Below are 24,599 nucleotides of genomic sequence, written 5' to 3' on the forward strand. Positions count from 1 at the left end.
CTATTATGAACAAAAAAATTACTGGTGTCCTTGTTTTTTGCATGCTAATTCTGTTGATTTGCCCTCCTTCCCTGGCTAATGCCAAGGCGGTTCTTGTATTGTGTTATCATAATGTAACCGACCAACCGGGGCAGGATATATATGCTGTAACACCGGCAAATTTAAAAAGTCATTTGACGTATTTAAAAGAACAGGGGTATACGCCGATCTCACTTAAAGAATATATTGCCGCCAGCCAAACCGGTGCCGCATTACCGGATAAACCGGTGCTGCTCACGTTTGATGACGGGTATCAGTCGGTGTATACCAAGGTGTTTCCATTACTGAAAGAATATCGTTATCCCGGAATGATAGCCATTGTTACTTCCTGGCTGGATTATGCGCCGGCTGAACTCGGACCGCTGGTAACCTGGCAGCAAATAAGGGAAATGGAGGGTTCCGGCTTAATCGACGTAGCCTCTCACTCCCATGACATGCATCGTTTTACTGTGATTACCCCTCAGGGTGATCGTGGCCCGTTATTAAGCAGGCTGCAATATAAAAACGGCCGGTATGAGACGGTTGACGAGCAGCGTGAGCGGGTAAGGCGGGATTTACATGAATCCCAGGCTGCTTTTAACAAGGAATTGGGTCATACGGTGCAAGCCGTGGTCTGGCCTTATGGCGCCTATACGCCATCTGCCGTCACAGATGCACTGCAAGAGGGCTTTGAAGCCTGTTTTGCCTTAAATGATGGAGTAAACCCTCCGGGAAAGCAGGCCCTGCAGGCAGCTAACCGCCTGATTATAACAGGTAATCCGTCGAAAGAGCATTTTGCCAGTTTACTCAAGGTCAATAGTGAAAATACCAAGATCCCGGTTAAAGCAATACAACTGGACCTGGATATGATTTACGACCCCGGCAGCGCAGTTCAAACAGAAGCAAATCTGAATCTGGCAATAGAACGGATTCGCAGCTCAGGAGCAAATACCATTTATTTGCAGTCGTTTAGTGATGAGGACGGATCGGGTAATATCAAGAGTGTCTATTTTTATACGAAAGAGGCACCGGTCAAGGCTGACTTATTTTCTCACGTAATTGGCCGGTTGCGGGAAGAGGGAAGGTTCAGTATTTATGCGTGGTTTCCCACTTTGGCGGCTCAATGGCTGCTGGAGGAATCGCCGCAAGATGCCGTTGCAGCCTATGATGAAAAAAACAAGGGCTGGTATCGGCGGGCGACTCCTTTTAGCTCCCGGGTGAGCGACCGGCTAAGTTCCCTGGTTGCCGATTTGGCAGCTTATAATGATATCGATGGCATTTTGTTTCAGGATGATGTATATTTAAATGATTTTGAGGATTTTTCACCTGCTGCGGGCTGGGCATTCAAAGAACAGACTGACTTTGAACTGACGCCGCAATTGCTCAAGGAAAGACCGGAGCTAAATGAGCGCTGGATTCGTTTGAAAACGGATACACTAACCGGACTGACTGTGAGGCTTTGGGAAACAGCCGGAAGTTACCGTCCTAACCTTGGCAGTGCCCGCAATATATATCCCATTGTGATCACCAATCCGGCAGCCGAAGAATGGCTGGGCCAGAATTACGAACAATATCTTAGGACATATACCTATACGGTAATTATGGCCTATCCTTATTTGGAAAAGGCTTATCAAAATCCGAACGGCTGGCTGGAAAATCTGGCGTCGGCTGCTTTAAGTAACCGGGAAAATGCCCAAAAGACAGTGTTTAAGCTGCAGACCTATGACTGGAATAAAAAACACTGGTTGAGCGAAGCTGAAATACGCAAACAGGCTGAAGTTCTTAGGAAAAAGGGTGTAATTCATATAGCATATTATCCGGAAAACGTATATTCCGAACAATAAATTAGCCATCTTCGCTGGTACTTCTGCCACAACCATGGTTGCTATGAACAGATAAGAATGCAGTTCTTTCCTCAAATGGTTTTATGTGTTGCGGCAGGATAAAAATTCGTGAGGTGAAACATGCTGGATTCCTATAGTTTGCTGGAATTTTTAGAGGATTATGTTTTTTACTACCCGTTGGCTATGAGTATTATCTGGATGATTGGGGCGTCTTACTTCTATATGCGGCGGGAGCAAGGCCGGAAAAAACTGCCGGAGTTGGAAGCATATCCGTTGGTTTCCGTACTGGTGCCCGCACGCAATGAAGAGAAGGCGATCGCCAGTACCTTAAAAGCGATCCTTGCCTCTTCGTATCCCCAGCTGGAAGTTATAGCTATTGATGATGCCAGCACGGACAGTACCGCCATGATTTTACAGCAGATAGAGTCGGAAGAGGCCAACGTTCGGGTGTTGCTGCTGGATAAAAATATGGGTAAGCCCTACGCGCTGCGCTGTGGCGCACTGGCCAGCAAAGGTGATATTTTGCTCTGCATTGATGCGGATGCTTATCTTGATCCCTATGCGCTGCACTGGATTGTAGCGCATTTCATCAATGGTCCCCGCGTTGGAGCTGTAACCGGCAATCCCCGGGTCCGCAACAGGACCTCCCTGTTAGCCAAAATACAGGTTGGCGAGTATTCGTCCATCATCGGCATGATCAAGCGGACGCAGCGAATTTTGGGCAAAGTGCTGACGGTATCCGGTGTCATTGCCGCATTTCGCAAGCAGGCTGTTTTTGATGTGGGACTATGGGATACCGATATGATTACGGACGACATAAATATTACCTGGAAGTTGGAAAAGCGTTTCTGGGACATTCGCTATGAACCCAATGCGTTATGCTGGATTCTGGTACCGGAATCTTTTCGAGGTTTATGGAAACAGCGTGTTAGGTGGGCTCAGGGTGGTGTGGAGGTTATCCGCCGTCACCGTGATATATGGAAGAGCTGGAAGCAGAGACGGCTATGGCCGGTTTATCTCGAATATGTACTGTCGGTTATTTGGTCGTATACTTATGTTATTTTCGGCTGCATTTGGCTGATTAATCTGGTATATCCGACCGGTTGGCCGGAAGTGCATATCTTGCCGGAATGGAAGGGTTCCCTGCTGGCCCTTGTGTGCCTGGTCCAATTTCTTGTCGGGTTAAGTCTTGATAAAAAATATGAGCGCCATATTCCCGGCTATTTATTTTGGGTTATCTGGTATCCCTTTGCCTATTGGCTGTTGATGGCTTTGGCTACCGTGTATGCAACGCCCCGGGCGCTTTTTCGGAAAATGGGAAAGCCCGCTGTATGGACAAGTCCCGACAGAGGATTATTTACCAAATTATAAATTCCTGCAAATGGTGAGGAGCGGATGTAATTGCAAAGAAACGAACGGTGGTTTCAGTTTCTTGCCGGTAAGACAGTTGCTGTTGCTGCCGGTTGTCTGATTGTGGTGGCGGCCGTATATTTGGGTTATCGGTCTTCCTACATCAGGTTTCCCGAGTCATTATCAATAAACAATATACTGGTGTTTACCTTTTTGTTTGTACTGGCCGCACTAATCGCGGGACTGCTGTTCCGCAATATAGTGCAAATGGTTTTCGTGTCCCTGTTGTTAAAGAACGAGGTATTGTCAGCCGGTCCTGATTTGGTGATTAACCAGTCTGCTTTGCAAAAACCAGTTGTTCGCGGCCTGGAAATTCTGGTATCGATTTCGGTATGGGGACTTTTTCTATATTTTTTTCACTCCTTTTTTACGGCAGTTAGCTGGATTTTGGGAGGAAGGCTATTATATGGTGATTCGTTATCTCCTTCAATGATTGAGGGGACTGAAACCATACTGTTGATTTCCTTTCTATTTGCTTTAGCTATGTTTCTGGTCATGTTCAGTTGGGCCCAATGGAATTATTGGCGGTTTGGACGGCTGGAACGCCGCAAACCCCGCCCGCCTGTGCCATGTTCGGTGATTGCCGCTCAATACGGCATTCCGGAAAGAATAGTGCATAAGGCTACCACTGTGAAGGTAGCAAGAATACTGACACAGGAGGTTGGTCTGGACCTGGAGGTAATTAAAGAAATGTAACGCTTACTCAGAGAAATACCATATCAGCCGTTGACAATCTTGCCACCGTTGCAGTGGAGGATCTGGCCGGACATGTAGGCGGAATCGGCAGAAGCTAAAAAGACATAGCAGGGAGCTGCCTCAAAGGGCTGACCGGCATGCTGCATGGGTGTGTCTTGACCGAACTGGGCGATATCCTCGTCAGAAAAGGAAGCGGGAATTAACGGGGTCCAAATAGGGCCAGGCGCTACTCCGTTAACACGGATGCCCTGCTTGATAAGTGCCAGCGACAGGGAGCGGGTAAAGGCCACGATAGCGCCTTTAGTGGCTGAATAATCGATAAGCTTTTCGTTGCCGGCATAGGCGGTGACCGAGGCCGTGTTGATTATGGCAGCACCTGCTTTCAGGTAAGCCAGGGCGGCCTTTGTCAAATAGAAGCAGGAAAAAATATTCGTCCGGAAGGTTTTCTCCAATTGGGCGGCGGTGATGTTTGTCAGGGTGGTCTGCACATGCTGCTCACCGGCGTTGTTCACCAGGATATCCAATTGGCCCAGTTTTTTTACTGTCTGATCAACGGCTTGCCGGCAGAAGGCCTCGTCACCGATATCGCCGGACAATAACAGGCAGCGCCGCCCGGTTTTTTCGACGTACTCTTTTGTCTCTTTCGCATCGGCGTCTTCATTTAGGTAAACGATAGCCACATCAGCCCCCTCTTTGGCGAAAGCGATAGCTACGGCGCGGCCAATGCCGCTGTCGCCGCCACTGAGGAGGGCGACTTTTCCTGTCAGTTTACCGCCGGGCCGGTAATTGGCATCGTCAAAAACGGGACGGGGTTTCATTTGCGATTCGATGCCGGGCTGCTGCGCCTGATGCTGGGGCGGAAAAGCCGGCTGGCTGCTTGTATTTTTCTGTTGACTCATAATAGCCTCCTTTGAAAAAGTTGTATGGAAGGAACCTCTGGCTGATTTACACTGTGCGTACTAATGGAGCTTTTTCTACCTGCTTGTGTCAGCAAAACCTTGAATGCCTACTGGCTAGGTCAGGTGAAAAATTATTGTCATACCGACAGGCAGTTAAAGCAGCGGTTCGTTAGAAGTTTTTCCCGTCTGTCGTTTTGTCATGCGCTCTTGGCGATAGACAACAATCATTGGTATAATGTGGATGGGTGGAATTGATTTTTTCGAGGGGAGCGGCTGTTGAATGAGAAGCATACACTTATCACAGGGAAGTGGGCGGACTAAAGTCAATTTGGTATGTGACCGGATGGGAGATAGTCTGGTGGTGCGAATCTTTAATGAAAATGAACACATTGGCGCTGTGGCGGTCGGCGAGTATGACCATGTCCGGGAACGGGCTTCGGGGTCACTGATTAACCGGCTGGGACATAAAGATGATGTGATTGCTTTGCCGGTGGCCCATAAAATTGCCCGCAAAACGAAAAAACCGGTTTGTGTCATTGCCGGCGTTCATTTGGATGATATTACCCCGGAAGAGATTACCGTGCTTACCGACTACTATGAGGCTATGGTGGATAAGCTGCTGGCCCGCCTAGAAGCGGGGCTGGCCTAGTACCAGTACCTTGTCAGCCTAAATCCAGTGAATACTGGCGGCCTATTTTCTGCCCGCTTTGTTGCCGTCAGTCAGCATACTAACGGCATGTTTCGTTCCTTCGCCTCGCGCTGCGAAAAATAGTCTCGTCATTCTTTTACTGCTTTAACACCGACAAGGTATTGGTGAAGAAAACAGCCTGCTTTATTTCATTCTGAAATAAGGCAGGCTGTTTTCTTCTTTTTTACAGTCGATAAGTTTTTATCAGTTCGGCCAAACGATACAGACCGGTAGCCAGATCGTCCAGTCGGGCATAGGCATAAGAAATTCGCAGGTTTTGGCTGGCTTGTTTGTCATATAGATTGCCGGGATTGAGCAGCAGGCCGTTGTCCAGGGCGGTATAAAAGAGCCGGTTCAGCGAAACAGGTTTTTTGAGCGTTAGCCACACATAGAAGCCTCCTTGCGGCACGGTCCAGGTGGCAATGCCGGCAAAGTACTGTTCCAGGATTTGGAGGCAGACGGTACGGCGGGCAAGCAGTTTGCCACGCAGACTGTCCACATGGCGGTAAAAGGCGCCGGAAGCCAACAGGCGATGCACAGCCCATTGCGAGAGGGAACTGGAACCGTAATCAATCTGATTTTTGATATCGGCCAGACGGCTGATAACAGGTTCCGGCCCGGTAATCCAGCCAAGGCGCAGCCCCGGACTCAGCGCTTTGGAAAAGCTGCCGATATAGAGGACCAGGCCCTGTTTATCCAGCGCCTTTACCGGCAGCGGCGGCGGGCTGTCGAACCATAGCTCGCGGTATACGTCATCTTCAATGATTGGCAGCCGTTTGGCGGCGCAAAGAGCATACAGCTCCGCGCGACGTTTTTCCGTCATGGTTGTGCCGGTAGGGTTCTGAAAACAGGGAATGGTGTACAGGCAGCGGGACGCGGTGGCCGGGACGGCTTGCAGCGCCTCAAGCGAAATCCCCTCGTTGTCCATGGGAAGGCCACGCAGCGCGATGCCGGACGACTGGAAAAGATTGAGGGAAAAAAGATAGGAAGGGCGTTCCAGGTAGAGCGTGGAGCTGCGGTTGAGCAAGCCCAGGGAAATGAGCTGTAACGCCTGCAGCCCGCCGGATACGATTAACAGCGAGGCCGGTGTGGCGGCAATCTGCAGCCGTGCTAAGTAGCGGCAAAGCTCTTCCCGCAGCGGGTACAGGCCAAGCGGTTCTTCATAGCCAAGACTGGTAATATGTTCACCAATGCTGCGAAGCGTGTCCTGCATCAGTTCCTTGGGGTAAAACTCGGGTGACAGTTCGCCGGTACCCAGCCGGATGACCCGATCATCAAATTCATAGGTATTGATTTTCTGAATGGTGGACAGGTTGGGCTGCTGCAGTCCCCTATGGGTATAGGGGGTCCACAGGGCGGCCGAGGAGGCAAGGACAGACCAGGAATTATTGGCAACCCGCGTACCGCTGCCGACGGAGGCCTCCAGCAGGCCGTCGGCGATTAGCTCGTTGAGCGCCGTATTGATGGTGCTGCGGTTGACCTTAAGAATGTCCGACATACTGCGCTGCGAGGGGATTTTGGTGCCTGGCGGCCATTCGCCGTTGGCGATCTTGTCTTTGATTTTTTCGATGATTTGTTTGTATAGCGTACTTGCCTGAGTTCTGTCAAGCTGCCAGTCGATGGTGTCCATACAAAGCCTCCCCGTCGGATATCTGTCATGCTATGAACTTATTGTAACAAAGTGGTTGGGTATTTTCCAGCAGGATTGGCTGGTTACAAAGAGATATTCAGTTATTACAATGAAGAAAAAGCACACATGGAGGATGGATAAATGGTTGGGTATTCTATACAGGGGTTTTTGATGGGCATCGCCTATTTGGCGCCCATAGGCATGCAAAATTTATATGTGATTAATACGGCGTTGCGTAAAACCAGGTTAAAGGCCTACCAGGTGGCGCTACTGGTTACGCTGTTCGATATATCGTTGTCTATCTCCGCCTTTTGGGGGACCGGAAAAGTACTGGAGTCCATTCCGTTCTTAAAATGGGGCTTTTATCTGTTCGGCAGTCTGATCATTCTGGCCATCGGTATCGGTCTGCTGCGGACACAACCGGAAAGTTCAGCGGATATCCAACTGGATGAATCTTTTTATAAGACGGTGTTTTTTACCTTCAGCGTGACCTGGCTGAATCCGCAGGCTTTGCTGGACAGCACCTTTATTTTGGGCGGATATCGCGCTTCGCTTGACGCCATGGCCAGTCTCTTCTTTATGTCCGGCGTCATTAGCGGGTCTTTTGTCTGGTTTTTCGGTCTGGTCACGCTGGTGGCCCGTTTTCGCCATCAATTAACGGCGGCCAGGCTGCGACTGATCAATGTAGTCTGCGGTGTTACCATTATTCTGTTTGGCATCAATCTGGGTTATAAGTTTCTCCAGGACGTGTTGGCCGGTTATCCTGTTTTATGGCATTAATATTGGCCCGATCAATACCTCTTATGAAGGCATTCATTGAAAAGAGTTTGCAGAAAATAGGAATAGCTCAGGGGTTTGACGGCAGTTTTTCCAATGAATCGGATTTTCCTGTGCGGATCAGTGTTAAGCAGGCGTCAGAATTGCGAGAGGCTGTCGGGCGGTTTAAAATCTAAATACGTAACAATAAACCCGCTTAGGCGGGTTTTACTTTTAGAGGTTGTTTGAGGTAAGGAACTATCTGTATAAAATGACCGGGCTATTGTGAAAATAAGGAAAGCTTCCTGACGGATTATTGACTTTGGCAGAAAACAAATTATAATATATACTATACAGGGGTATAGTAATGGAGGGTGAGCTGTGTTAAACGAACAGGAGCAGAAGAATATTAAGGCAAGACTGAGACGGATTGCCGGTCAGATAAACGGAATTGAAAAGATGGTGGAAGAACGGCGGTATTGTGTCGATACGCTGCAGCAGATTATGGCGGCCAGGTCGGCGCTTAATCAAGTGGCACTCATTATGTTGGAAAGCCACACTAAAAGCTGTGTAGTAACCGCGATTCAGGAAAATCGCACGGAAGAGTCGGTTAAAGAATTGATGGATGTATTGTCCAAGTTTGCGAAATAACGGGTTCTGTTTCTACTAAGAACCTGGAAAAGTTAAGAGGGTGAAACCGGTATGAATAAAATGCAAAGTGAAAGTTTGGTAACGTCTTCCTTTAAAATTGGCGGCATGTCCTGCGCCGCTTGCTCCAGCCGGGTAGAGCGAGGCTTGGCCGGTCTGCCGGGGGTGGTCAAGGCGGCGGTCAATCTGGCAACCGAAAAAGCTTCGGTTACCTACGAGCCTAAAGAAGTCAGTCTGCAGGAGCTGGCCAGGAAGGTGGAGGACTTAGGATATCAGACGTTTAAGGAAAAATATGAGTTTAATATAACCGGCATGCACTGCGCCGCTTGTTCAGCCAGAATAGAGCGGGCTGTCAGCAAACTGCCCGGCGTTTATCAGGCAGTGGTTAATCTGGCGGTGGAGAAAGCCGTTATTGAAGTGAATCCGGATGAGATCACCAGTGCCATGCTCGTCGCTAAAATTGAAAGCCTGGGCTTTGGTGCGCAACCGATTGCCGATAATGCCGGCGGCGAGGCCGGTACCGACCGTGAAAAGGCCGCCCGCCAACAAGATATAAAGCGGCAGCAGTTTAGGCTTGTCCTTTCGGCCATATTCTCGCTGCCCCTGATACTGGCTATGGTGTTACATCTGATGGGAAGTGACGGACAGGTGACGGCGCTGTTGATGAACCCGTATCTGCAGTGGTTTTTGGCCACACCTGTCCAGTTTATCGCCGGTGGGCAGTTTTACCGGGGAGCTTACCTGGCTTTAAAAAACGGTGGTGCCAATATGGATGTGTTGGTCGTGTTGGGAACGTCGGCTGCCTATTTTTACAGCATTGCCAATATGCTGTATTCGCCGCATAATTTGTATTTCGAAACTTCGGCCATACTGATTACGCTGATTATTCTGGGTAAGCTGCTGGAAGCCAGGGCCAAAGGGCGCACTTCGGAGGCCATCAAAGCGCTCATGGGACTGCAAGCCAAAACAGCCCGGGTGGTGCGGAACGGCAAAGAAGAGGAGATCCCTATTGACCTTGTACAGGTCGGTGATGTCTTAGCCGTCCGGCCGGGAGAGAAAATTCCCGTTGACGGCGTGGTGGTGGAAGGCACATCAACGGTTGATGAATCCATGCTGACCGGGGAAAGTTTGCCAGTTGAGAAAACGGTCGGCGATGCAGTGACCGGTGCGACTCTGAACCGGGTGGGGGCCTTTAAGTTTAAGGCCGCCCGGATTGGCAAAGATACGGCTTTGGCTCAGATTGTGCGCATTGTGGAAGAGGCCCAGGGGTCAAAGGCGCCGATTCAGCGGTTTGCCGACGTGGTTTCCGGTTATTTTGTACCGGTAGTAGTGGGGCTTGCCGTGCTTACCTTTCTCGTTTGGTATGTGATCGTCGATGCCGGTAATTTTTCACGGGCCTTAGTCAATTTTACCGCGGTACTGGTTATTGCCTGCCCCTGCGCTTTAGGGTTGGCAACGCCGACCTCGATTATGGTAGGGACCGGCAAAGGGGCTGAAAACGGCATACTGATCAAGGGTGCCGAGCATTTGGAACATGCCCACCGGATTACCACGCTGGTTTTGGATAAAACGGGGACGATTACCAAGGGTGAGCCGGAAGTAACCGATTTTACTAATTTGTCCGGTATGGCTGAGGCTGAACTATTGTCGCTGGCTGGGGGCGCGGAAAAAAACTCCGAGCATCCCCTGGCGCAGGCTATTGTCAGCTATAGCCAAAAACAGGCTGCATTGCTGAGTGAACCTGCAACGTTCACGGCGATTCCCGGTCATGGGGTTGAGGCTGTGGTCGCCGGCAAACGCATTCTGCTGGGGACCCGGAAGCTGCTGCAAGAGCAGAATATTGACTTTGCCGGGCATATTCCGGCCATCGAAGCGATGGAGCAGCAGGGAAAGACTGTCATGCTGATGGCGGTCGAGGAAGAACTGGCCGGGTTGTTTGCCGTTGCCGATACGGTGAAACCGCGGTCGGTGGAGGCCATAGCCCAACTGCAGGCGCTGGGGATCGAGGTTTGGATGCTTACCGGCGACAACGAACGGACAGCCAGAGCCATTGCGGGGAGCGTGGGAATCACCCATGTTTTGGCGGAAGTTCTGCCTGAAGATAAAGCGCGAAAAGTAAAGGAACTGAAAGGTCAGGGGAAGATTGTTGCCATGGCCGGTGACGGTATTAACGACGCCCCGGCTTTAGCAACCGCCGATGTGGGGTTTGCTGTTGGAACAGGAACCGATGTGGCCATTGAGGCCGCCGATGTTACCTTAATGAACAGTGAACTGACCGGTATTGTGGCTGCTATACGGTTAAGCAAAGCGACGATGAAAAACATCAAGCAAAATCTGTTCTGGGCCCTTGTCTATAACTCCTTGGGCATCCCGCTGGCTGCCGCCGGCTATCTGTCGCCGGTCATCGCCGGAGCGGCGATGGCCTTCAGTTCGGTTTCGGTTGTGACCAATGCGCTGCGTTTGAGAAATTTTGAACCCTATCATAAGGCTGAGCTTATAAAATAAAACAGAGACTATTCTTTAAATGATAAAACTTATTTAAAGAATAGTCTTTTCTTATATTTGCAGGGCTGCATTACTTATTTTTGAACAGTTTTTTATATAGCGTAATAAATTCTAGATATAAAGCGTTTTTTGGGCAAAATAGGTGAGTTATGAATAATTTTCAAGGTATTTCTTGACAATTTAAATTTTTTTATTATAATGAAGCTTATGTTGTTAGAGGAAAATAATACAAGATATGGCAAACTTGATGAAAATCAAGGTCGCAAAGCTATGGGTCTAAGTACAGTTTTGTATATGACTGCCAAGTTGCTGATGTAACTTGGCAGTCATTTTTTTGTGTTTTTTAAAAGGGATGAATTTGACTGGTTGAAAAAAATAATAAACTATACTTTCGTATAGTGTCAAATTTGTAAACCTTTACTATAGTTACAAATGCTTTTGCGCAGTTATCATAACAATTTTCCATAAATCTTATTGCAATGACAGACATAATAGTTAGTTTTCATTTTATCTATTATCTATCTTGGATTTCTATAAAACTATTTGAAAACATAACCTAGGGGGGAGAAATGGATTGGGCAAGGGAAGTACCTTAATTTACAGCCTGCTAATAGTTATGGGCGGCATTTTTTTCTTTTGTACGGTAAGAAATGAAGTGGTGGCAGCAGATATTCAATATAAAAAAGAAATGGTCTTATTGATTGAAGAAATCAGCAACTATGCGAAAAAGAAAAATCCTTATTTTCAGGTAATCGGCAATGGCGGACTGGATTTATACCGTCAGGAAAATCTTGATGATGCGTTGATCAAAAGATTACTTAATCATCTTGATGGAGTTTTAGTGGAGGGGCGGGCTTATACCTGGGGAAAAACGGAGGATGATCAGGCGATGCATACTATGCCGACAACTCCTGACGCTAAAGATTTTATTGACTCCTCGTTAAGTTTGCCTGTAGCCAATCATCTACCGGTTTTTATCGTGGACTATTGCCAGGATCATAACCAGATTGATGATGCATATCGGGAGAATCGTGCGAAAGGGTATATTTCTTTTATCGGAAGCCCTGATCTTAATACCATTCCTTCTTATCCACGGGATTTGCCGTGGGAATTTAACAAAAAAATTAGTCGTCTTGATCAGGTGCACAGCTTTCTAATTTTGTTGAATCCCGGAAATTTCAAAAGCAAGGAAGAGTATCTGCGTAAGCTGCGCAATACGAATTGCGACTTGCTGATTATCGACCGTTATTTTGATAATCAACCGTTGTCCAGTGCCGACGTGGCTTCGCTTCGTGTAAGGAAAAACGGCACTTCCCGGCTGGTATTTGCTTATCTAAGCATTGGTGAAGCGGAAAACTATCGGCCTTATTGGCAGGCGTCCTGGTCAACATCCCCTCCCGCCTGGATTGCGGAAGAAAATCCTGATTGGCAGGGGAATTTTAAGGTGAAATATTGGACTAAAGAGTGGAAAAAGGTTTTATTCGGTTCTCCTCGGACTTTACTTGATGAGATTGTAAAAGATGGCTTTAGTGGTGTTTTTTTAGATGTCATTGATGCATACGACTATTTCGAGAACAAGCAAGTCATGTAATTTTTGTATATTTTCTCAGCGTGGTAGTGCAAACAATTGCAGTTTGTTTATTATCAAATATTGGAGGAACAGCAATGAACATACTAATCACTGGCGGTTGTGGTTTTATCGGATCACATGTTGCCGAACGTTTTTTTAAAGAAGGCCACAAAATTTGTATTATTGATAATCTTTCTACCGGGACGAAAGCCAATCTCAGTGTTGACTATGATTTTTATCAGCTTAATGTAACGGATAAAAACTGCGAGGAGGTTTTCCGCACGAATAACATCGATTGTGTTATTCATCTTGCGGCGCAAGTCGACGTTGCCGTTTCCAATGCGGATGCTTATCTGGATAGTGAATCCAATATACTTGGCTTAATCAACATGCTGGACCTGGCTCGCAAATACAAAGTAAGGAAATTTTTATTTGCTTCATCGGCAGCCGTATATGGGAATACTGAGGATTTGCCTATTATTGAAAATACAGAGCTCCAGCCTGTATCTGTTTATGGAATGAATAAACAGGTAGGGGAATATTACTGCCGGCAGTGGTCTGAACTGTATGGACTGAAAACAGTCATATTACGGTTTGCCAATGTCTATGGCCCGCGTCAAGGTCTTGCCGGCGAAGCCGGAGTCGTATCTATTTTTATGCAGCGCATGCTGGAAGAAAAAGAAGTGGTCGTTTATGGCGATGGCACACAGACTCGTGATTATATTTTTGTGGAAGATGTGGCCGATGCCGTTTTCCGGGCCGCCACTAGTAAAGTAACCTCGCAAATCATGAACGTAGCAACAAATACGGAAACCAGCTTGGCAGATGTAATCGCTGCGTTGGGAGACATGCATGCTATTAAAGGCGTGCGCTTTGCCGAACGGCGAACCGGTGAGGTGGCTCATTCAAGACTGGATAATTTTCTTGTCAGACAGGAGTTGGGCTGGCAGCAGAAATACTCTTTGCGTGAGGGGCTTGCAAAAACTTACACGTGGTATCAAGCTCATTGGACGGAGCAAGCCACTGCGGCCGCCATTGACATGCCAAGCAACAGTTTTTCCCGGTGGCGGCCCCATATAGAGAATTCAGGCATGTTTATTCTGATGCTCCTATTTAGTTGGAACAGCCTATATGGAGGAACGATTGATTACCGCCTTGGCCTTGATTACAACTATATTTACATTGGGCTTATGGGCATTTTATATGGCAAAAAGCAATCTTTGCCGGCCGTAGCTTTTTCAGCGGTTCTTTTTATTGGCACGGCACTGGCACGGGGCGGGGATTTTGTATCCATCATGTATCAAGCTCAATACTTGACTCACCTGGCCGCTTATTTGTGCATTGGAGTTGCCACAGGTTACGTACGGGATAATTCGGAACGAATAGCAGCGGATAAGCAGATGGAGCTGGATGCAATAAATAGCCAGTATAACTTTATGCGGACTCTTTATTTAGAGTGTAACCAACGCAAGGATGAACTTCATTCGCAGATTATTAACGCTAACGATAGTATTGGCAAAATATATAATATTGTTCGTGCCTTGAATAGCCTGAAAATGGAAGATATTTCCAATGAGGCTATCGGGATTGTAGGGAAAATTATGCAAACCGATGGGGTAGCTCTTTATACGGTAAACAGGGGCAAAACTTATTGGCGTTTAAAAGTGCAATCTTCCGGCTACGGAGATGATCAAGCCAAGTCGATAAAAATTGCCGATTCCGAGTATGCCCGCTATATCATGGATAAGAAGAGAATGTTTATAAATAATGAATTGCGACCTGACAGCCCGCTCATGGCAGCACCTGTTATTTATGAAGGCAGGGTTATTGCCATAGTTGCTTTGAAGAATCTGCCGTTTGAGAATTTGACCTTATATCATGAAAATCTTTTTCAAATTGTTGTTATGCTGGTGACAGATGCTTTTACTAAAGCCTACTTGTACGATAAAGAATTGGAAGATCAAAAATACATTGCTCAAACCGAAATTCTTACTCCGGAAAAATTTGAAGATGTGTTGGAGGCAGTGGAAAGCAGGAGACAACTATATGGACAGGAACATTTGCTGCTGAAGGTCATTGAGCCGTATGGGACCTATGAGGAGGTTTATCAAAGGCTTGCCGGAAAAGTTAGAGATGAGGATTATGTCGGGCTTCGCCAAGACGGTGCTTTATATTTATTGATGCTGAATATACCTGTGGCAATGGCTGCTGAAGTACAGCAAAGACTGTCCGAAGCTGGAATCCAGACTAGCATGATTATGGGTGGATGCGATGATGAATGAGTGGTTATTGATTCATTTTACGACCTTTTTTGTATATTACCTGATTTTTTCCCGGCAGAAACGGGAGAGAGCCTTTTGTGAGGCCATGTTGGTACTGCTCATTCCCCTTTTTGGGCTGTTGTTATTGCTGATTGTGAAAACTTTCGAGAAGCGATATCTTTCCTGCGAAGATCCTTCCTACGTATACCGCAGTTTTGAACATGAACAGGCGTTTTTTATGGAACATGAGCAGCAAAGCGAAGCTGTGCTTGCCATGCAGGATGTATTGCTTCTAACAGATACGGGTACTAAACGAAAGTTATTAGGTGCTGCTATACGAAAGGATATTTTGCGGAACAATGAAGTTTTATTAACGGCGCTGCGTGACGAGGATACTGAAATATCGCACTATGCCGTTTCGCTGGTAAGCCGCCGAATCAGAGCCTTGGAAGAAGTTTTTTATCGTTTACAGAAAAGGCTGGCAGAGGTACCGACAGATGTACCGGCCTTGCGGGAGTATATTGATGCAATCGATGTTTATGTAAAAAGCAGCAGCATGGATGCGACGAGCCGGATTTCCCTGCAGCAGGAACAGGTTGTTTTGCTGGAGCGTCTGCTGCATTTAGACAGATCGGAAGAAAAGTATTTCTTAATGAAGATTGAAGGCGAAATAGAATTAAGAAATTATAAAAAGGCCGAAGTGTTTTGTCAGATATTTATAGAGTGTTTTCCGAATAGTGAACAACCATATCTGTCCGATATAAAATTGGCCTATCATTTGGCTGATGCTCGAAAAATTCAGCGGTCTATCCGACAACTGAAAAACTCCGCCATAGTCTTTTCGCAAAGAGCGTTAGCGGTTATCCGGTTTTGGGACAGGAGTGAGCAGCATGCGTCATAACAGGGGCAATATTCTTATTTTATTCATTCTTTTGTGTTTAGGACTATTTTTCCAGAACCAGCGGAGTGAAGGCTTCTTGAAAATGTTTAAAAACACAAACTTTTCAGTTGAAGCTAAGGCAGTGCGTAGTCTGCCTGATGCTGCCAAAAGCTGGCCTGATGAGCAGTTCCTGCTTGTTTATGATGGAAAAAATGGTGACAGCCTTCGTCTGGCCTTTAATATTGAGAAAACATTACAACAGATTAAGAAGGACGTCAAAATTATTCCGGTGGAAGCAATAGCCCAGGAAAAGTTGAATTACACGGGGATTATTTTGGCCTTTAGTGATTTGGATAAACTTAAGAATTTCGAGCCATTGCACCGGTATGTTGCTGATGGTGGAAATGTCTATTTTATGATTACGCCAAACGGGAATATGTTTACGGAAATACAAAGAGAGCTGGGAATCAAAAGCAGCGGTGATATGGTAACTACACCGGGTATTAAAGTGCTTTCCAATATTTTAATTAAAGGTAAAGGTTTTGTCTCCGAAAAGAGCAGTATTGAAAATAGTTCTTATCCTGTTGAACTTGATGAACAATCTCGGCTTCACCTTACCTCCTATGAAGGTGTTCCCTTACTTTGGGAACGCAACAATGGCAAAGGTTCTTATGTTGTCTATAATGGAACTTCTTTACAGGTAAAAGACAGTCGGGGTGTCATAACGGGTATGTTGGGAATTGGCTTAAAGACATTTGCTTATCCGGTGATTGGTATCAAGCTGATGTATCTTGATGATTTTCCGGCTCCCGTGCCGGAAGGGACCAGTGACGCTATTTATCCTGACTATCATTTGACTACTCCAGAATTTTACCGGCAAATATGGTGGCCGGATATGCTCAAATTAGCAGCACGGTATAATGTAAAGTATACCGGAGTCGTTATAGAAACCTACGGAAATAAAGTCGATCCTCCTTTTGCTCCGGAAGCAAATAACGGTGCCAATCGGAACCACCTTATTTTGTATGGCCGAGAGCTGCTAAAGAGCGGCGGTGAGCTGGGGGTGCACGGCTATAACCATCAACCGTTGGTTCCGCCGGGCTTTGTCAGGCATACAGATTATCAGCCCTGGACAAGTGTGGATGCTATGACCCAAAGTATAGGCGAATTGAAACGGTATATTGGGGACGTATACCCGGATTATAAACTGAGAGTATATGTCCCGCCTTCCAATATACTGAGTCCTGAAGGCAGGAAAACATTGGTGCAGGCTTTACCGGACCTGCATGTGATTTCTTCCGTATATGTCGGCCATTATGAAACGGATAACAGTTATGCTCAGGAGTATGACAAAGGACCGGACGGCGTATTGAATATGCCCCGGATCAGTTCAAATTATTTCCGGGATAAGGATGATGATTGGAGTATTATCAACGGAATCAGTTTCTTGGGAGTGTTTTGCCACTTTGTCCATCCCGATAATATTTTCTATCCCGAAAACAAAGGTCGCCATTGGGAGGAATTTTATAAAGGTCTTGAATCTTTGTTTAAGGATATTGCGGAAAAATATAATTGGCTTCGGGCTTGCACCGCTTCGCAGGGGGCGGAATATTTTGAGGATTTCTTGCGGATGAATTACCGGCTAAAGCTGGATGACAATCAATTGCAGATAGCTTGCGGCGGCTTTCGTGGCGACAGCTATTTCGTTTTGCGGACTCCGAGGAAAATTATCAAGGCAACAGGCTGTGATGCTCAATCTATTGATGAAAATGTATATTTGCTAAAAATCCATTCTTCCCAAGTGAGTCTTCTTTTTGGAAGTGAGGTGCGTGAATGAGAATCTGTATCATTGCCGAAGGTAGTTATCCGTACATTACCGGCGGCGTTTCGTCCTGGATTCAGATGCTGATAACAGGAATGCCGGAGCATGAATTTATCATCTACTCTATCGGTGCGGAAGAGAAAAATAAAGGGAAGTTTAAATATAGTCTGCCCGACAATATTGTAGAGGTCAAAGAAGTTTTCCTTGACAGTATTTTAAACCAGCAGTATTCGGGCACTACGGTGTTTCCACTGTCGTCCCGGCAAAAGGACATGCTCTTTTCGTTAATATGTGGTGAAGGCGAAATCAAGATTGATGAATTAGTGGAAATTTTCCGCTCATCAAAGACAAGGGCGGCTCTTAGTATTTTTATGAGCTTTAACTTTTTTGACATCATAACGGCCGTTTATAAGGAACGGTATAGCCACTTACCGTTCACAGATTTCTTCTGGACCGTGAGATCTATGCTATTACCGCTATTTTTCTTATTACAACAGGATTTTCCCCGTGCGGATGTTTACCATAGTGTAGCAACAGGCTATGCCGGCGTCGTGGGAAGCCTGGCGGCAAAAATGAGCAAAAAGCCCTTTATCCTGACCGAGCATGGCATTTATTCCCGTGAACGGGAAGAAGAAATTATTCAGAGCAATTGGGTAGAGCCGCACTTTAAGGACTTATGGATCAATTATTTTTATAGCCTTGCCAGGCTGACTTATTTTGAAGCAACGCGGGTGTTCTCCCTGTTTGCCAAGAATGCGGAGATTGAGGTCGCTTTGGGATGCGATGCCGGTAAAATTGAGATTATTACCAATGGTGTTGATGTGGAGCTGTACGAGGGAATTAGCGCTGAACCGGCGGAAGAAGATACGGTTGTCATTGGCGCTGTGGTGCGGGTTGTGCCAATCAAAGATATTATTACCATGCTGCGCGGTTTTTCCCTGGTCATTCAGGCATTGCCTTCGGCACAATTTTTAATTCTTGGACCGACTGATGAAAATGAAGAGTATTATGAAGAATGCCTGAATATGGTGGAGCGGCTGAAGTTGGAAGGTTGTGTCCAGTTCACCGGGACAGTGAATGTAAACGAGTATCTGGGGAAGCTGGATATTATGGTGCTAAGCAGTGTTAGTGAAGGGCAGCCGTTGGCTGTGCTGGAGGGGATGGCTTGTTATAAGCCTTTTGTAACGACCGATGTGGGAAGCTGCCGCGAATTATTGTATGGTAACAATGACTCTCTGGGGCCGGCGGGCATTATTGTTCCTTTGATGGACTTTGAAGCGATGGCCCAGGCCATTATCAGGCTTGCCCGTGATAAAGAGCTGCGGAGAAGTATGGGAGAAAATGCTTATCAAAGAATTGCTCAGTATTACACCAAGGATGGCATGATTATGAGCTATCGCCAGGTGTATGCAGAATTGGGGGGAGTCATGTGGCGGGAATCGGTTTTGAGTTAAAAAAGCTGTTTCACAAAAAAAGTGCTGTAGGTTATTTACGGGCCTGTTCCTATACGGCGATTGTAACAATTGGTCCTTTTATTCTTATGTTGCTTATGATCCTTTTTATTCAGGCGATGCTGCACTCGATGAATAATTCATACCAGGTAGAACAGTTGTTTCTGGCTTCGGTCATTTATCCGTTGATTTTTTCTCAAATTGCATCAAGCGGGTTCGCCATGCTGATTACCCGGTTTGCGGCCGATAAGATTTACCGGAAAGAGTATGAAAGTGTCGTACCTTCTTTGTATGGTATTATCACAATGGTATTGTTGGTCGCATCCATACCGGCTATTTGGTTTTTGTGGGACGCTCCGCTCAATATCATGTTGAAGCTTGCCACTTATATTCTTTACATGGAATTAAACATAATCTGGATACAAGGGGTTTATTTAAGCGCGTTAAAAGATTACCGGAAAATTATTCAGTCCTACTCGGTAGGTGTGACCGTTACCGTTGTACTTGCTTACTTGGTAACAAAAGTGTTGATTCCGGACATAGTGACAGGGCTGTTAGTGACTATTGATATTGGTATGTTTTTGGTGATGACCATGCTGTTATTAAATATTATAAGATTCTTCACAGAGGTTAATAACTGCCATTTTTCCTTTTTGCAGTATTTTGAAAAATACCGGTCCCTGTTTTTTATTAATATTTGTTACTATCTTGGTTTGTATTGTCCTATTTTCTTTATTTGGCGCAGTCCCTTAGGCTTAAAGGTAGCCGATACTTATTTGTTGGCTCCTGCCTATGATGTGGCTACCTTTTACGCATTTTTATCATTGGTGCCGATAGCTATTGTATTTGTTATTTCTACAGAACTTAATTTCTACGATAAATACGCGATCTATTTTAAGCTTATTACCGGGAAAGGCAATTATCGTGAAATTGAGGACGCCAAACAAGCTATGCTTCAGGTGCTATGGTCTGAAATCCGTAATCTCATGGAAATACAGTTGGTAGTAACCTTTATCTTCCTGGCGTTGGGGAATTACTTACTGCCTTGGCTCGGACTTACTTATGACTCGGTACATATTTACAACGTGCTTTTAATTGGAGCGTATCTTACCGGTATGACCCAGTACTTTTTAATTATTATGCTGTACTTTGAAGATAGGCGGGGCGCATTGAGTATTGCGAGCTTTTTCCTTGCTGCTAATATCGTGTTTAATTATATTTCGGTATGCTTAGGCGAAAATACCTATGGCTTTGGGCTGTTCTTAGCCGCCTTTTTGACGCTGTCTTTGGCAATGATGCGATTGATTTATTATACAAACCGAATTGATTACTTCGTTTTTTGTACCCAGCCGGTTTTAAATAAAATAGAAGAGGGTATGATATCCCGCTGGCTTAGTAGATGGTATCCGGTGCAACAAGACAAATACAAATAGGAGGGATTTTATGCAGAAATACTATATGATCATAGCTGCCTTTATCCTATGCGTTTTTGGACAGCCTTTGGTTGAAGCGGGAGTACCTACTGCCATTGATGTTGCTGATGAAGCAAAGAATACGGGGGCGAATCTAAACGCGGCAGCCCATTCAGCCGAAGCGGCAATGCAAGCTGCGTTTGAACGGGTGGCGGCAAAGGAGGCAGTCAAACAAGCTCTGGAGGCACTTCAGGAAGTCCTTGCCACGGCAGAGAAGGCTCAGCAGGAGGTTGGCAGAGCACAAGCTAATGTGAAGGAAAAAGATGCATATGTAGGAGAAGCCGCGAAACAGGTTGCCGAGGCCGAAGGAAAAGAGCGTGCGGCTATAAACCGTTTGACGCTGGCCTTGGCGGCCCAGACCGCAGCTCAGGAACGGGCAGCAGGTTATTGGCGGATTGCGGAGCAGACGGCTAATTCGGTAGCGCAAAGTGCGAATGAAACTGACGAGCCTATGTCCTTTGCCGATATCAATGAGGGGAATATTGATGAAATAGCCGGCAGGGCCGATCAACGGGCGAGAAGGGATAATGCCAAGCTTGAGCTTGTTGCCGCCGCCAGGGATCGTGCGGAAACCTTTCAGCAGGAGGTTGACGCGGCTGGTGAAAATACGGAGATTGCCCAAGCCGGCAAGGATGCGGCTACTGATGAGAAAGAGCAAGCGCTGGATAGGCTGACCGATGCCAAAATAGCTTTAGAGGACGCGGAAGCAGTATTAAAAGATGCTCAGCGAAATCTGGAGGATGCGAAAGCAGTAGTTCGCGATGCAAAGGCCGAATTGGATAGTCGGCAATCCTACGTAACATTATTAAATAAGGAAGACGCAAAGATCCCTATTGCCCGTTCGGTCCTTGCCGCAAGTACCTATTATTCATGGAAAGACAACAGAGGAGATCAGGGGCATCAGTTTGTTTCACCGTATTCTTTTTTTTATCAGCATGGCAATTGGGAGACTTCCTTTAATACGGCGTATGTTATCTCACAGCACGCCGCCCCGCAGTTGACGGGTTCAGGACGAGTGTCCGGCTGGTCCGACAGTGACGTAGCCATAGCGCATACGAATGGTCATGGCAAATACTCTGTGCGCTACAGTCTGGATGTCAATATGCCTACGGGAAAAGCAGCCCTGTCCGGTGAAAAACCGATTATGAATGATGATTTGGTTAAGTACGGAACATTTGGCTCGGGGTGGAACTATACGCCGGGTGTTGCTGTCAGTCGTAAGGTAAGTGACAAAGATACATGGACTTTAGCGACAACCTATTCTTTTCAGGGAGATTATACTCTGCTTAATGATGTACCTAACAACCGACTAAGTCCGGGCAATATATGGACAAAAACTTTTCAATGGCAGCATCTTGCTCCCAACTGGCGTTTGCTGGGGGAGCTATCTCACGTTGATTATACCGATACGCAGGTAGGTGGCGCTGATTATGTACGGGACGGGGATCAGTTGGATACAAAGCTCACCTATGTCAAAGATTTGTCGCATGGCCAGAGCCTGCTGCTATATTATTGGAATTCCCATCAACAGCCGGATCAGTCGCTCGCACAACAGGCGGGAGGAAGCAGCAGGCGCGGTCAATATTCAGGTCTCATGTGGAGTAAGCCTGTACAAGTAGGACATACCATGAGATACAGCTTTGACTTTATGAATAAATCGGGAGAAGCGTATGATATTCTTACTGATTCCATTTTTCATAATGGGAAAAAGTATACCGGTGGAATAGGTTATGATGTGAATATTTCTGAAAAACAAACATTATCATTTGATGTGCAGAAAATTTTTATGAAAAATGACCCGAATGTTAATTATCATGGATATAATATTATGGTCAAGTACTCTCGCAACTATTAGCTGTAAAATGACAATCAGTTGCTTGTTTTCAACCAACCGCATGATATGATATAGTAAAGGGAACTACTAACCAATAAGTGGGTAACTTGCCGAGTTGCCCATTTTTATTTCAGATTCAAGGCGGTACACATTGTGACAATAAGAAGCATATTGATTGTAAGACTTAGCGCTATTGGCGATGTCATTCATTGTACGCCGGTAGCCAGAACGCTGCGGCGGGCTTATCCCGAATGCCGGATCACCTGGCTGGTGGGAGCAGTGGCCGCCGATCTGCTGACCTATAATCCCCACATAGATGAAGTGTTGGTCTGGTCGAGGGAACGTTTTGAGAAACATCTCCGTAAGCTTGAGTTACGAGAAGCCGCACGGATGTGGCGTGAACTGAAAAACATGTTGTCAGAACGGTATTTTGACGTCGTTTTGGATATTCACGGGTTATTTCTTACCGGCATGATCACCAAGCAAGTACGGGCTGGCCGGAAAATCGGCATGCGGGGGGCTAAAGAGTTAAATTCGCTGTTTATGACCGAAACCGCCCCGCCCTTGGGCAGGCACGTTACGGATAAATACCTGGGCGTACTTCGGGCAATTGGCATCACCGAGGTGGACCGGCGCATGCAACTAACGCTTGGTCCGAAGCATGGCGAGTTTGCCGCAGCTTATCTGCGGCAGGCGGGCGTTTTACCGGAGGAACGGCTTGTGGTTGTTATTCCAGGGACCACCTGGCCCTCCAAAAATTGGCCGGTGGAATTCTTTATCAGGACTATTCAGCGGCTTGCCCCTAAGCACCGGATTATACTGGGCGGCGGCAAAGCGGAAGTGCCGCTGGGAAGCGAGATTGAAAAGGCGTGTCCTTCGGTAGTCAATGCCATTGGACAAACCGGACTTTTGGATTTAGCCGGGTTGATTCAGAAAGCCGCTGTGGTGATTACCGGAGATACAGGTCCCTTACATATGGCGGCGGCGATGGATATTCCTACCGTAGCAATCTTCGGCCCTACCGATCCGGCGTTCTTTGCGCCGCTTGGCGAAAAACATATTGCTCTGACCAGCCGGTTAACCTGTTCCTTTTGCCATAAAACCAGGTGTCCTGACGGGAATAATATGTGTATGTATGGTGTTGCGCCGGATGAGGTGCTGCAAGCCGTGAGTAAGGTAGAAGTACCCTGCCAACCTTGAAAATGAAATTACTGATGGTCAAACTTTCTTCACCATCTTTCAGTTTCAAGATTGCACCAGCACTCTGTAACCTCTAATTCTATAGTGTTTTTTACGAGATTTTTTCCGTCCCGCTTTGTTGCCGGTGGCTTACATTCCCGATAATGCGCTTCCTCTGCCTCGCAGGATGAAAAATCTCTCGCAATTCATCTTATAGGCTTAGGTTTAGAGACCGTTAGATTTAAAATTCTGAATAGAATGAGATGCAATATTTGTCGAAACATAGATATTTTTGGAATATTTAAAAAATATTTTCTCCCTTGGCAGGAGTCAAAGACGTTTTGCTGAATTATATATATATTAGATATAGAAAAAGCAAAGAGGAGATGATACCTATGCAGGTTGAGGTCAAATCTAGGGAAGAAAAAGCTATCAACAAAACAATCTTTGAAATGTTATGCGTGGAAAACGATGTAAAACTCCTTTGCAAGCGTTGTGAAGGTGAAATGGTACTGGCACAGATGACACCTAACAATGATGAAATGCGTTGGTATAGATGCGCGAGTTGTGGTACGTTACGGCTGATTGGCAAAGAGTTTGAAACCAATGAGAGCAATAAGAAAGTCATTATGATATAAGCGGACCTTTGGCCGGAAACGCAGACTGTCAACATATTTGTTGACAGTCAGCTTGTTGAAAAAGTATATAGTATGAAAATGGTTTTTGAGGGTCCATGTAGAATTAATTCTGCATGGACCTAATTTTGTTAGGAGGTAGAGTATGCTTAAAGAACGAGCACCTCAGCAGATGAAATTCGAATTAGTTTGTATTGATCAATTAGTTCCTGAAGATCACCTACTTAGAAAGATAGATAAATACATAGATTTTTCGTTTATATACGAGAAGACCACCCCCTACTATTGTCAAGATAATGGACGACCACCCGTAGATCCGATTGTCCTTTTCAAAATGATCTTTATTGGCTATCTTTATGGCATCCGTTCCGAGCGACAGCTCGAAAAAGAAATACAGACCA

General features: G+C 46.2%; 19 protein-coding genes and 1 riboswitch. Of the genes, 17 read left to right on the plus strand and 2 right to left on the minus strand.

Annotation, left to right across the window (positions count from 1 at the left end):
• The first annotated feature begins 5 nt into the window (after window positions 1-5).
• The 3 genes from pgaB to pgaD all read left to right on the plus strand — a co-directional run bounded on the left by pgaB (window position 6) and on the right by pgaD (window position 3,968).
• On the plus strand, window positions 6-1,862 hold the full coding sequence (gene pgaB, locus F3H20_RS08165; protein ID WP_188128248.1) for a poly-beta-1,6-N-acetyl-D-glucosamine N-deacetylase PgaB: 1,857 nt from the start codon (window positions 6-8) through the stop codon (window positions 1,860-1,862).
• A gap of 120 nt (window positions 1,863-1,982) precedes the next feature.
• Window positions 1,983-3,233 (plus strand): poly-beta-1,6-N-acetyl-D-glucosamine synthase, encoded by a 1,251-nt coding sequence (gene pgaC, locus F3H20_RS08170; RefSeq protein WP_149734444.1) that lies wholly within the window; start codon window positions 1,983-1,985, stop codon window positions 3,231-3,233.
• Window positions 3,234-3,263: 30 nt separating this feature from the next.
• Window positions 3,264-3,968 (plus strand): poly-beta-1,6-N-acetyl-D-glucosamine biosynthesis protein PgaD, encoded by a 705-nt coding sequence (pgaD, locus tag F3H20_RS08175; RefSeq protein ID WP_149734445.1) that lies wholly within the window; start codon window positions 3,264-3,266, stop codon window positions 3,966-3,968.
• A 23-nt stretch (window positions 3,969-3,991) separates the two neighbouring features.
• Here pgaD and F3H20_RS08180 read toward each other — a convergent pair whose 3' ends face one another.
• Window positions 3,992-4,867, minus strand: a complete 876-nt coding sequence (locus tag F3H20_RS08180; protein WP_149734446.1) for an SDR family oxidoreductase — start codon at window positions 4,865-4,867, stop codon at window positions 3,992-3,994.
• A gap of 280 nt (window positions 4,868-5,147) precedes the next feature.
• Between F3H20_RS08180 and lpdD the strand changes: the two genes are divergently transcribed.
• Window positions 5,148-5,516: a prenylated flavin chaperone LpdD gene (gene lpdD / locus F3H20_RS08185; RefSeq protein ID WP_149734447.1), complete on the plus strand. Its 369-nt coding sequence runs from the start codon at window positions 5,148-5,150 to the stop codon at window positions 5,514-5,516.
• Between the two features lie 223 nt (window positions 5,517-5,739).
• Here lpdD and F3H20_RS08190 read toward each other — a convergent pair whose 3' ends face one another.
• On the minus strand, window positions 5,740-7,185 hold the full coding sequence (locus F3H20_RS08190; RefSeq protein ID WP_149734448.1) for an aminotransferase-like domain-containing protein: 1,446 nt from the start codon (window positions 7,183-7,185) through the stop codon (window positions 5,740-5,742).
• A 141-nt stretch (window positions 7,186-7,326) separates the two neighbouring features.
• On the opposite strand from F3H20_RS08190, the gene F3H20_RS08195 reads away from it, so the two are divergent.
• The 13 genes from F3H20_RS08195 to F3H20_RS08255 all read left to right on the plus strand — a co-directional run.
• Window positions 7,327-7,965, plus strand: coding sequence for a LysE/ArgO family amino acid transporter (locus F3H20_RS08195; RefSeq protein WP_149734449.1), 639 nt, complete (start codon window positions 7,327-7,329; stop codon window positions 7,963-7,965).
• A gap of 357 nt (window positions 7,966-8,322) precedes the next feature.
• Window positions 8,323-8,592 (plus strand): metal-sensitive transcriptional regulator, encoded by a 270-nt coding sequence (locus tag F3H20_RS08200; RefSeq protein WP_149734450.1) that lies wholly within the window; start codon window positions 8,323-8,325, stop codon window positions 8,590-8,592.
• A gap of 51 nt (window positions 8,593-8,643) precedes the next feature.
• Window positions 8,644-11,094 (plus strand): heavy metal translocating P-type ATPase, encoded by a 2,451-nt coding sequence (locus F3H20_RS08205; protein WP_316842911.1) that lies wholly within the window; start codon window positions 8,644-8,646, stop codon window positions 11,092-11,094.
• Window positions 11,095-11,321: 227 nt separating this feature from the next.
• A riboswitch (cyclic di-GMP riboswitch) is annotated at window positions 11,322-11,408 on the plus strand.
• Between the two features lie 260 nt (window positions 11,409-11,668).
• On the plus strand, window positions 11,669-12,685 hold the full coding sequence (locus tag F3H20_RS08210; protein ID WP_149734451.1) for an endo alpha-1,4 polygalactosaminidase: 1,017 nt from the start codon (window positions 11,669-11,671) through the stop codon (window positions 12,683-12,685).
• A 74-nt stretch (window positions 12,686-12,759) separates the two neighbouring features.
• On the plus strand, window positions 12,760-14,946 hold the full coding sequence (locus F3H20_RS08215; protein ID WP_149734452.1) for an NAD-dependent epimerase/dehydratase family protein: 2,187 nt from the start codon (window positions 12,760-12,762) through the stop codon (window positions 14,944-14,946).
• A complete protein-coding gene (locus tag F3H20_RS08220) occupies window positions 14,936-15,826 on the plus strand; it encodes a hypothetical protein (protein WP_223191685.1) in 891 nt (296 codons plus the stop codon). Before F3H20_RS08215 ends, F3H20_RS08220 begins: the two co-directional genes overlap by 11 nt.
• Entirely contained in the window at window positions 15,816-17,642 is a 1,827-nt protein-coding gene (locus F3H20_RS08225) for a DUF2194 domain-containing protein (protein ID WP_149734454.1), read from the plus strand. The genes F3H20_RS08220 and F3H20_RS08225 overlap by 11 nt, the downstream gene beginning before the upstream one ends.
• The gene (gene pelF, locus F3H20_RS08230) at window positions 17,639-19,081 is read left to right on the plus strand and encodes a GT4 family glycosyltransferase PelF (RefSeq protein WP_149734455.1); all 1,443 of its coding nucleotides are present in this window, start codon (window positions 17,639-17,641) and stop codon (window positions 19,079-19,081) included. Before F3H20_RS08225 ends, pelF begins: the two co-directional genes overlap by 4 nt.
• Window positions 19,057-20,511 (plus strand): exopolysaccharide Pel transporter PelG, encoded by a 1,455-nt coding sequence (gene pelG, locus F3H20_RS08235; RefSeq protein WP_188128249.1) that lies wholly within the window; start codon window positions 19,057-19,059, stop codon window positions 20,509-20,511. Before pelF ends, pelG begins: the two co-directional genes overlap by 25 nt.
• Before the next feature lie 10 nt (window positions 20,512-20,521).
• Window positions 20,522-22,405: a coiled-coil domain-containing protein gene (locus tag F3H20_RS08240; RefSeq protein WP_149734457.1), complete on the plus strand. Its 1,884-nt coding sequence runs from the start codon at window positions 20,522-20,524 to the stop codon at window positions 22,403-22,405.
• A gap of 132 nt (window positions 22,406-22,537) precedes the next feature.
• Window positions 22,538-23,584, plus strand: a complete 1,047-nt coding sequence (locus tag F3H20_RS08245; protein WP_223191686.1) for a glycosyltransferase family 9 protein — start codon at window positions 22,538-22,540, stop codon at window positions 23,582-23,584.
• Window positions 23,585-23,958: 374 nt separating this feature from the next.
• Entirely contained in the window at window positions 23,959-24,201 is a 243-nt protein-coding gene (locus F3H20_RS08250) for a hypothetical protein (RefSeq protein ID WP_149734458.1), read from the plus strand.
• Between the two features lie 142 nt (window positions 24,202-24,343).
• On the plus strand, window positions 24,344-24,599 hold a 256-nt coding region (locus F3H20_RS08255; RefSeq protein ID WP_149734459.1), incomplete at its 3' end, for a transposase.

The sequence above is a fragment of the Propionispora hippei DSM 15287 genome (assembly GCF_900141835.1).
In the GTDB taxonomy this organism is placed as follows: Bacteria; Bacillota; Negativicutes; order Propionisporales; family Propionisporaceae; genus Propionispora; species Propionispora hippei.

Bases quoted from the DNA above. Each gene is read 5' to 3' on its own strand.
- pgaB (WP_188128248.1), top strand. From the start codon at position 6: ATGAACAAAAAAATTACTGGTGTCCTTGTTTTTTGCATGCTAATTCTG.
- pgaC (WP_149734444.1), top strand. From the start codon at position 1,983: ATGCTGGATTCCTATAGTTTGCTGGAATTTTTAGAGGATTATGTTTTT.
- F3H20_RS08180 (WP_149734446.1), bottom strand. From the start codon at position 4,867: ATGAGTCAACAGAAAAATACAAGCAGCCAGCCGGCTTTTCCGCCCCAG.
- lpdD (WP_149734447.1), top strand. From the start codon at position 5,148: ATGAGAAGCATACACTTATCACAGGGAAGTGGGCGGACTAAAGTCAAT.
- F3H20_RS08190 (WP_149734448.1), bottom strand. From the start codon at position 7,185: ATGGACACCATCGACTGGCAGCTTGACAGAACTCAGGCAAGTACGCTA.
- F3H20_RS08195 (WP_149734449.1), top strand. From the start codon at position 7,327: ATGGTTGGGTATTCTATACAGGGGTTTTTGATGGGCATCGCCTATTTG.
- F3H20_RS08205 (WP_316842911.1), top strand. From the start codon at position 8,644: ATGAATAAAATGCAAAGTGAAAGTTTGGTAACGTCTTCCTTTAAAATT.
- F3H20_RS08215 (WP_149734452.1), top strand. From the start codon at position 12,760: ATGAACATACTAATCACTGGCGGTTGTGGTTTTATCGGATCACATGTT.
- F3H20_RS08220 (WP_223191685.1), top strand. From the start codon at position 14,936: ATGATGAATGAGTGGTTATTGATTCATTTTACGACCTTTTTTGTATAT.
- F3H20_RS08225 (WP_149734454.1), top strand. From the start codon at position 15,816: ATGCGTCATAACAGGGGCAATATTCTTATTTTATTCATTCTTTTGTGT.
- pelF (WP_149734455.1), top strand. From the start codon at position 17,639: ATGAGAATCTGTATCATTGCCGAAGGTAGTTATCCGTACATTACCGGC.
- F3H20_RS08240 (WP_149734457.1), top strand. From the start codon at position 20,522: ATGCAGAAATACTATATGATCATAGCTGCCTTTATCCTATGCGTTTTT.
- F3H20_RS08250 (WP_149734458.1), top strand. From the start codon at position 23,959: ATGCAGGTTGAGGTCAAATCTAGGGAAGAAAAAGCTATCAACAAAACA.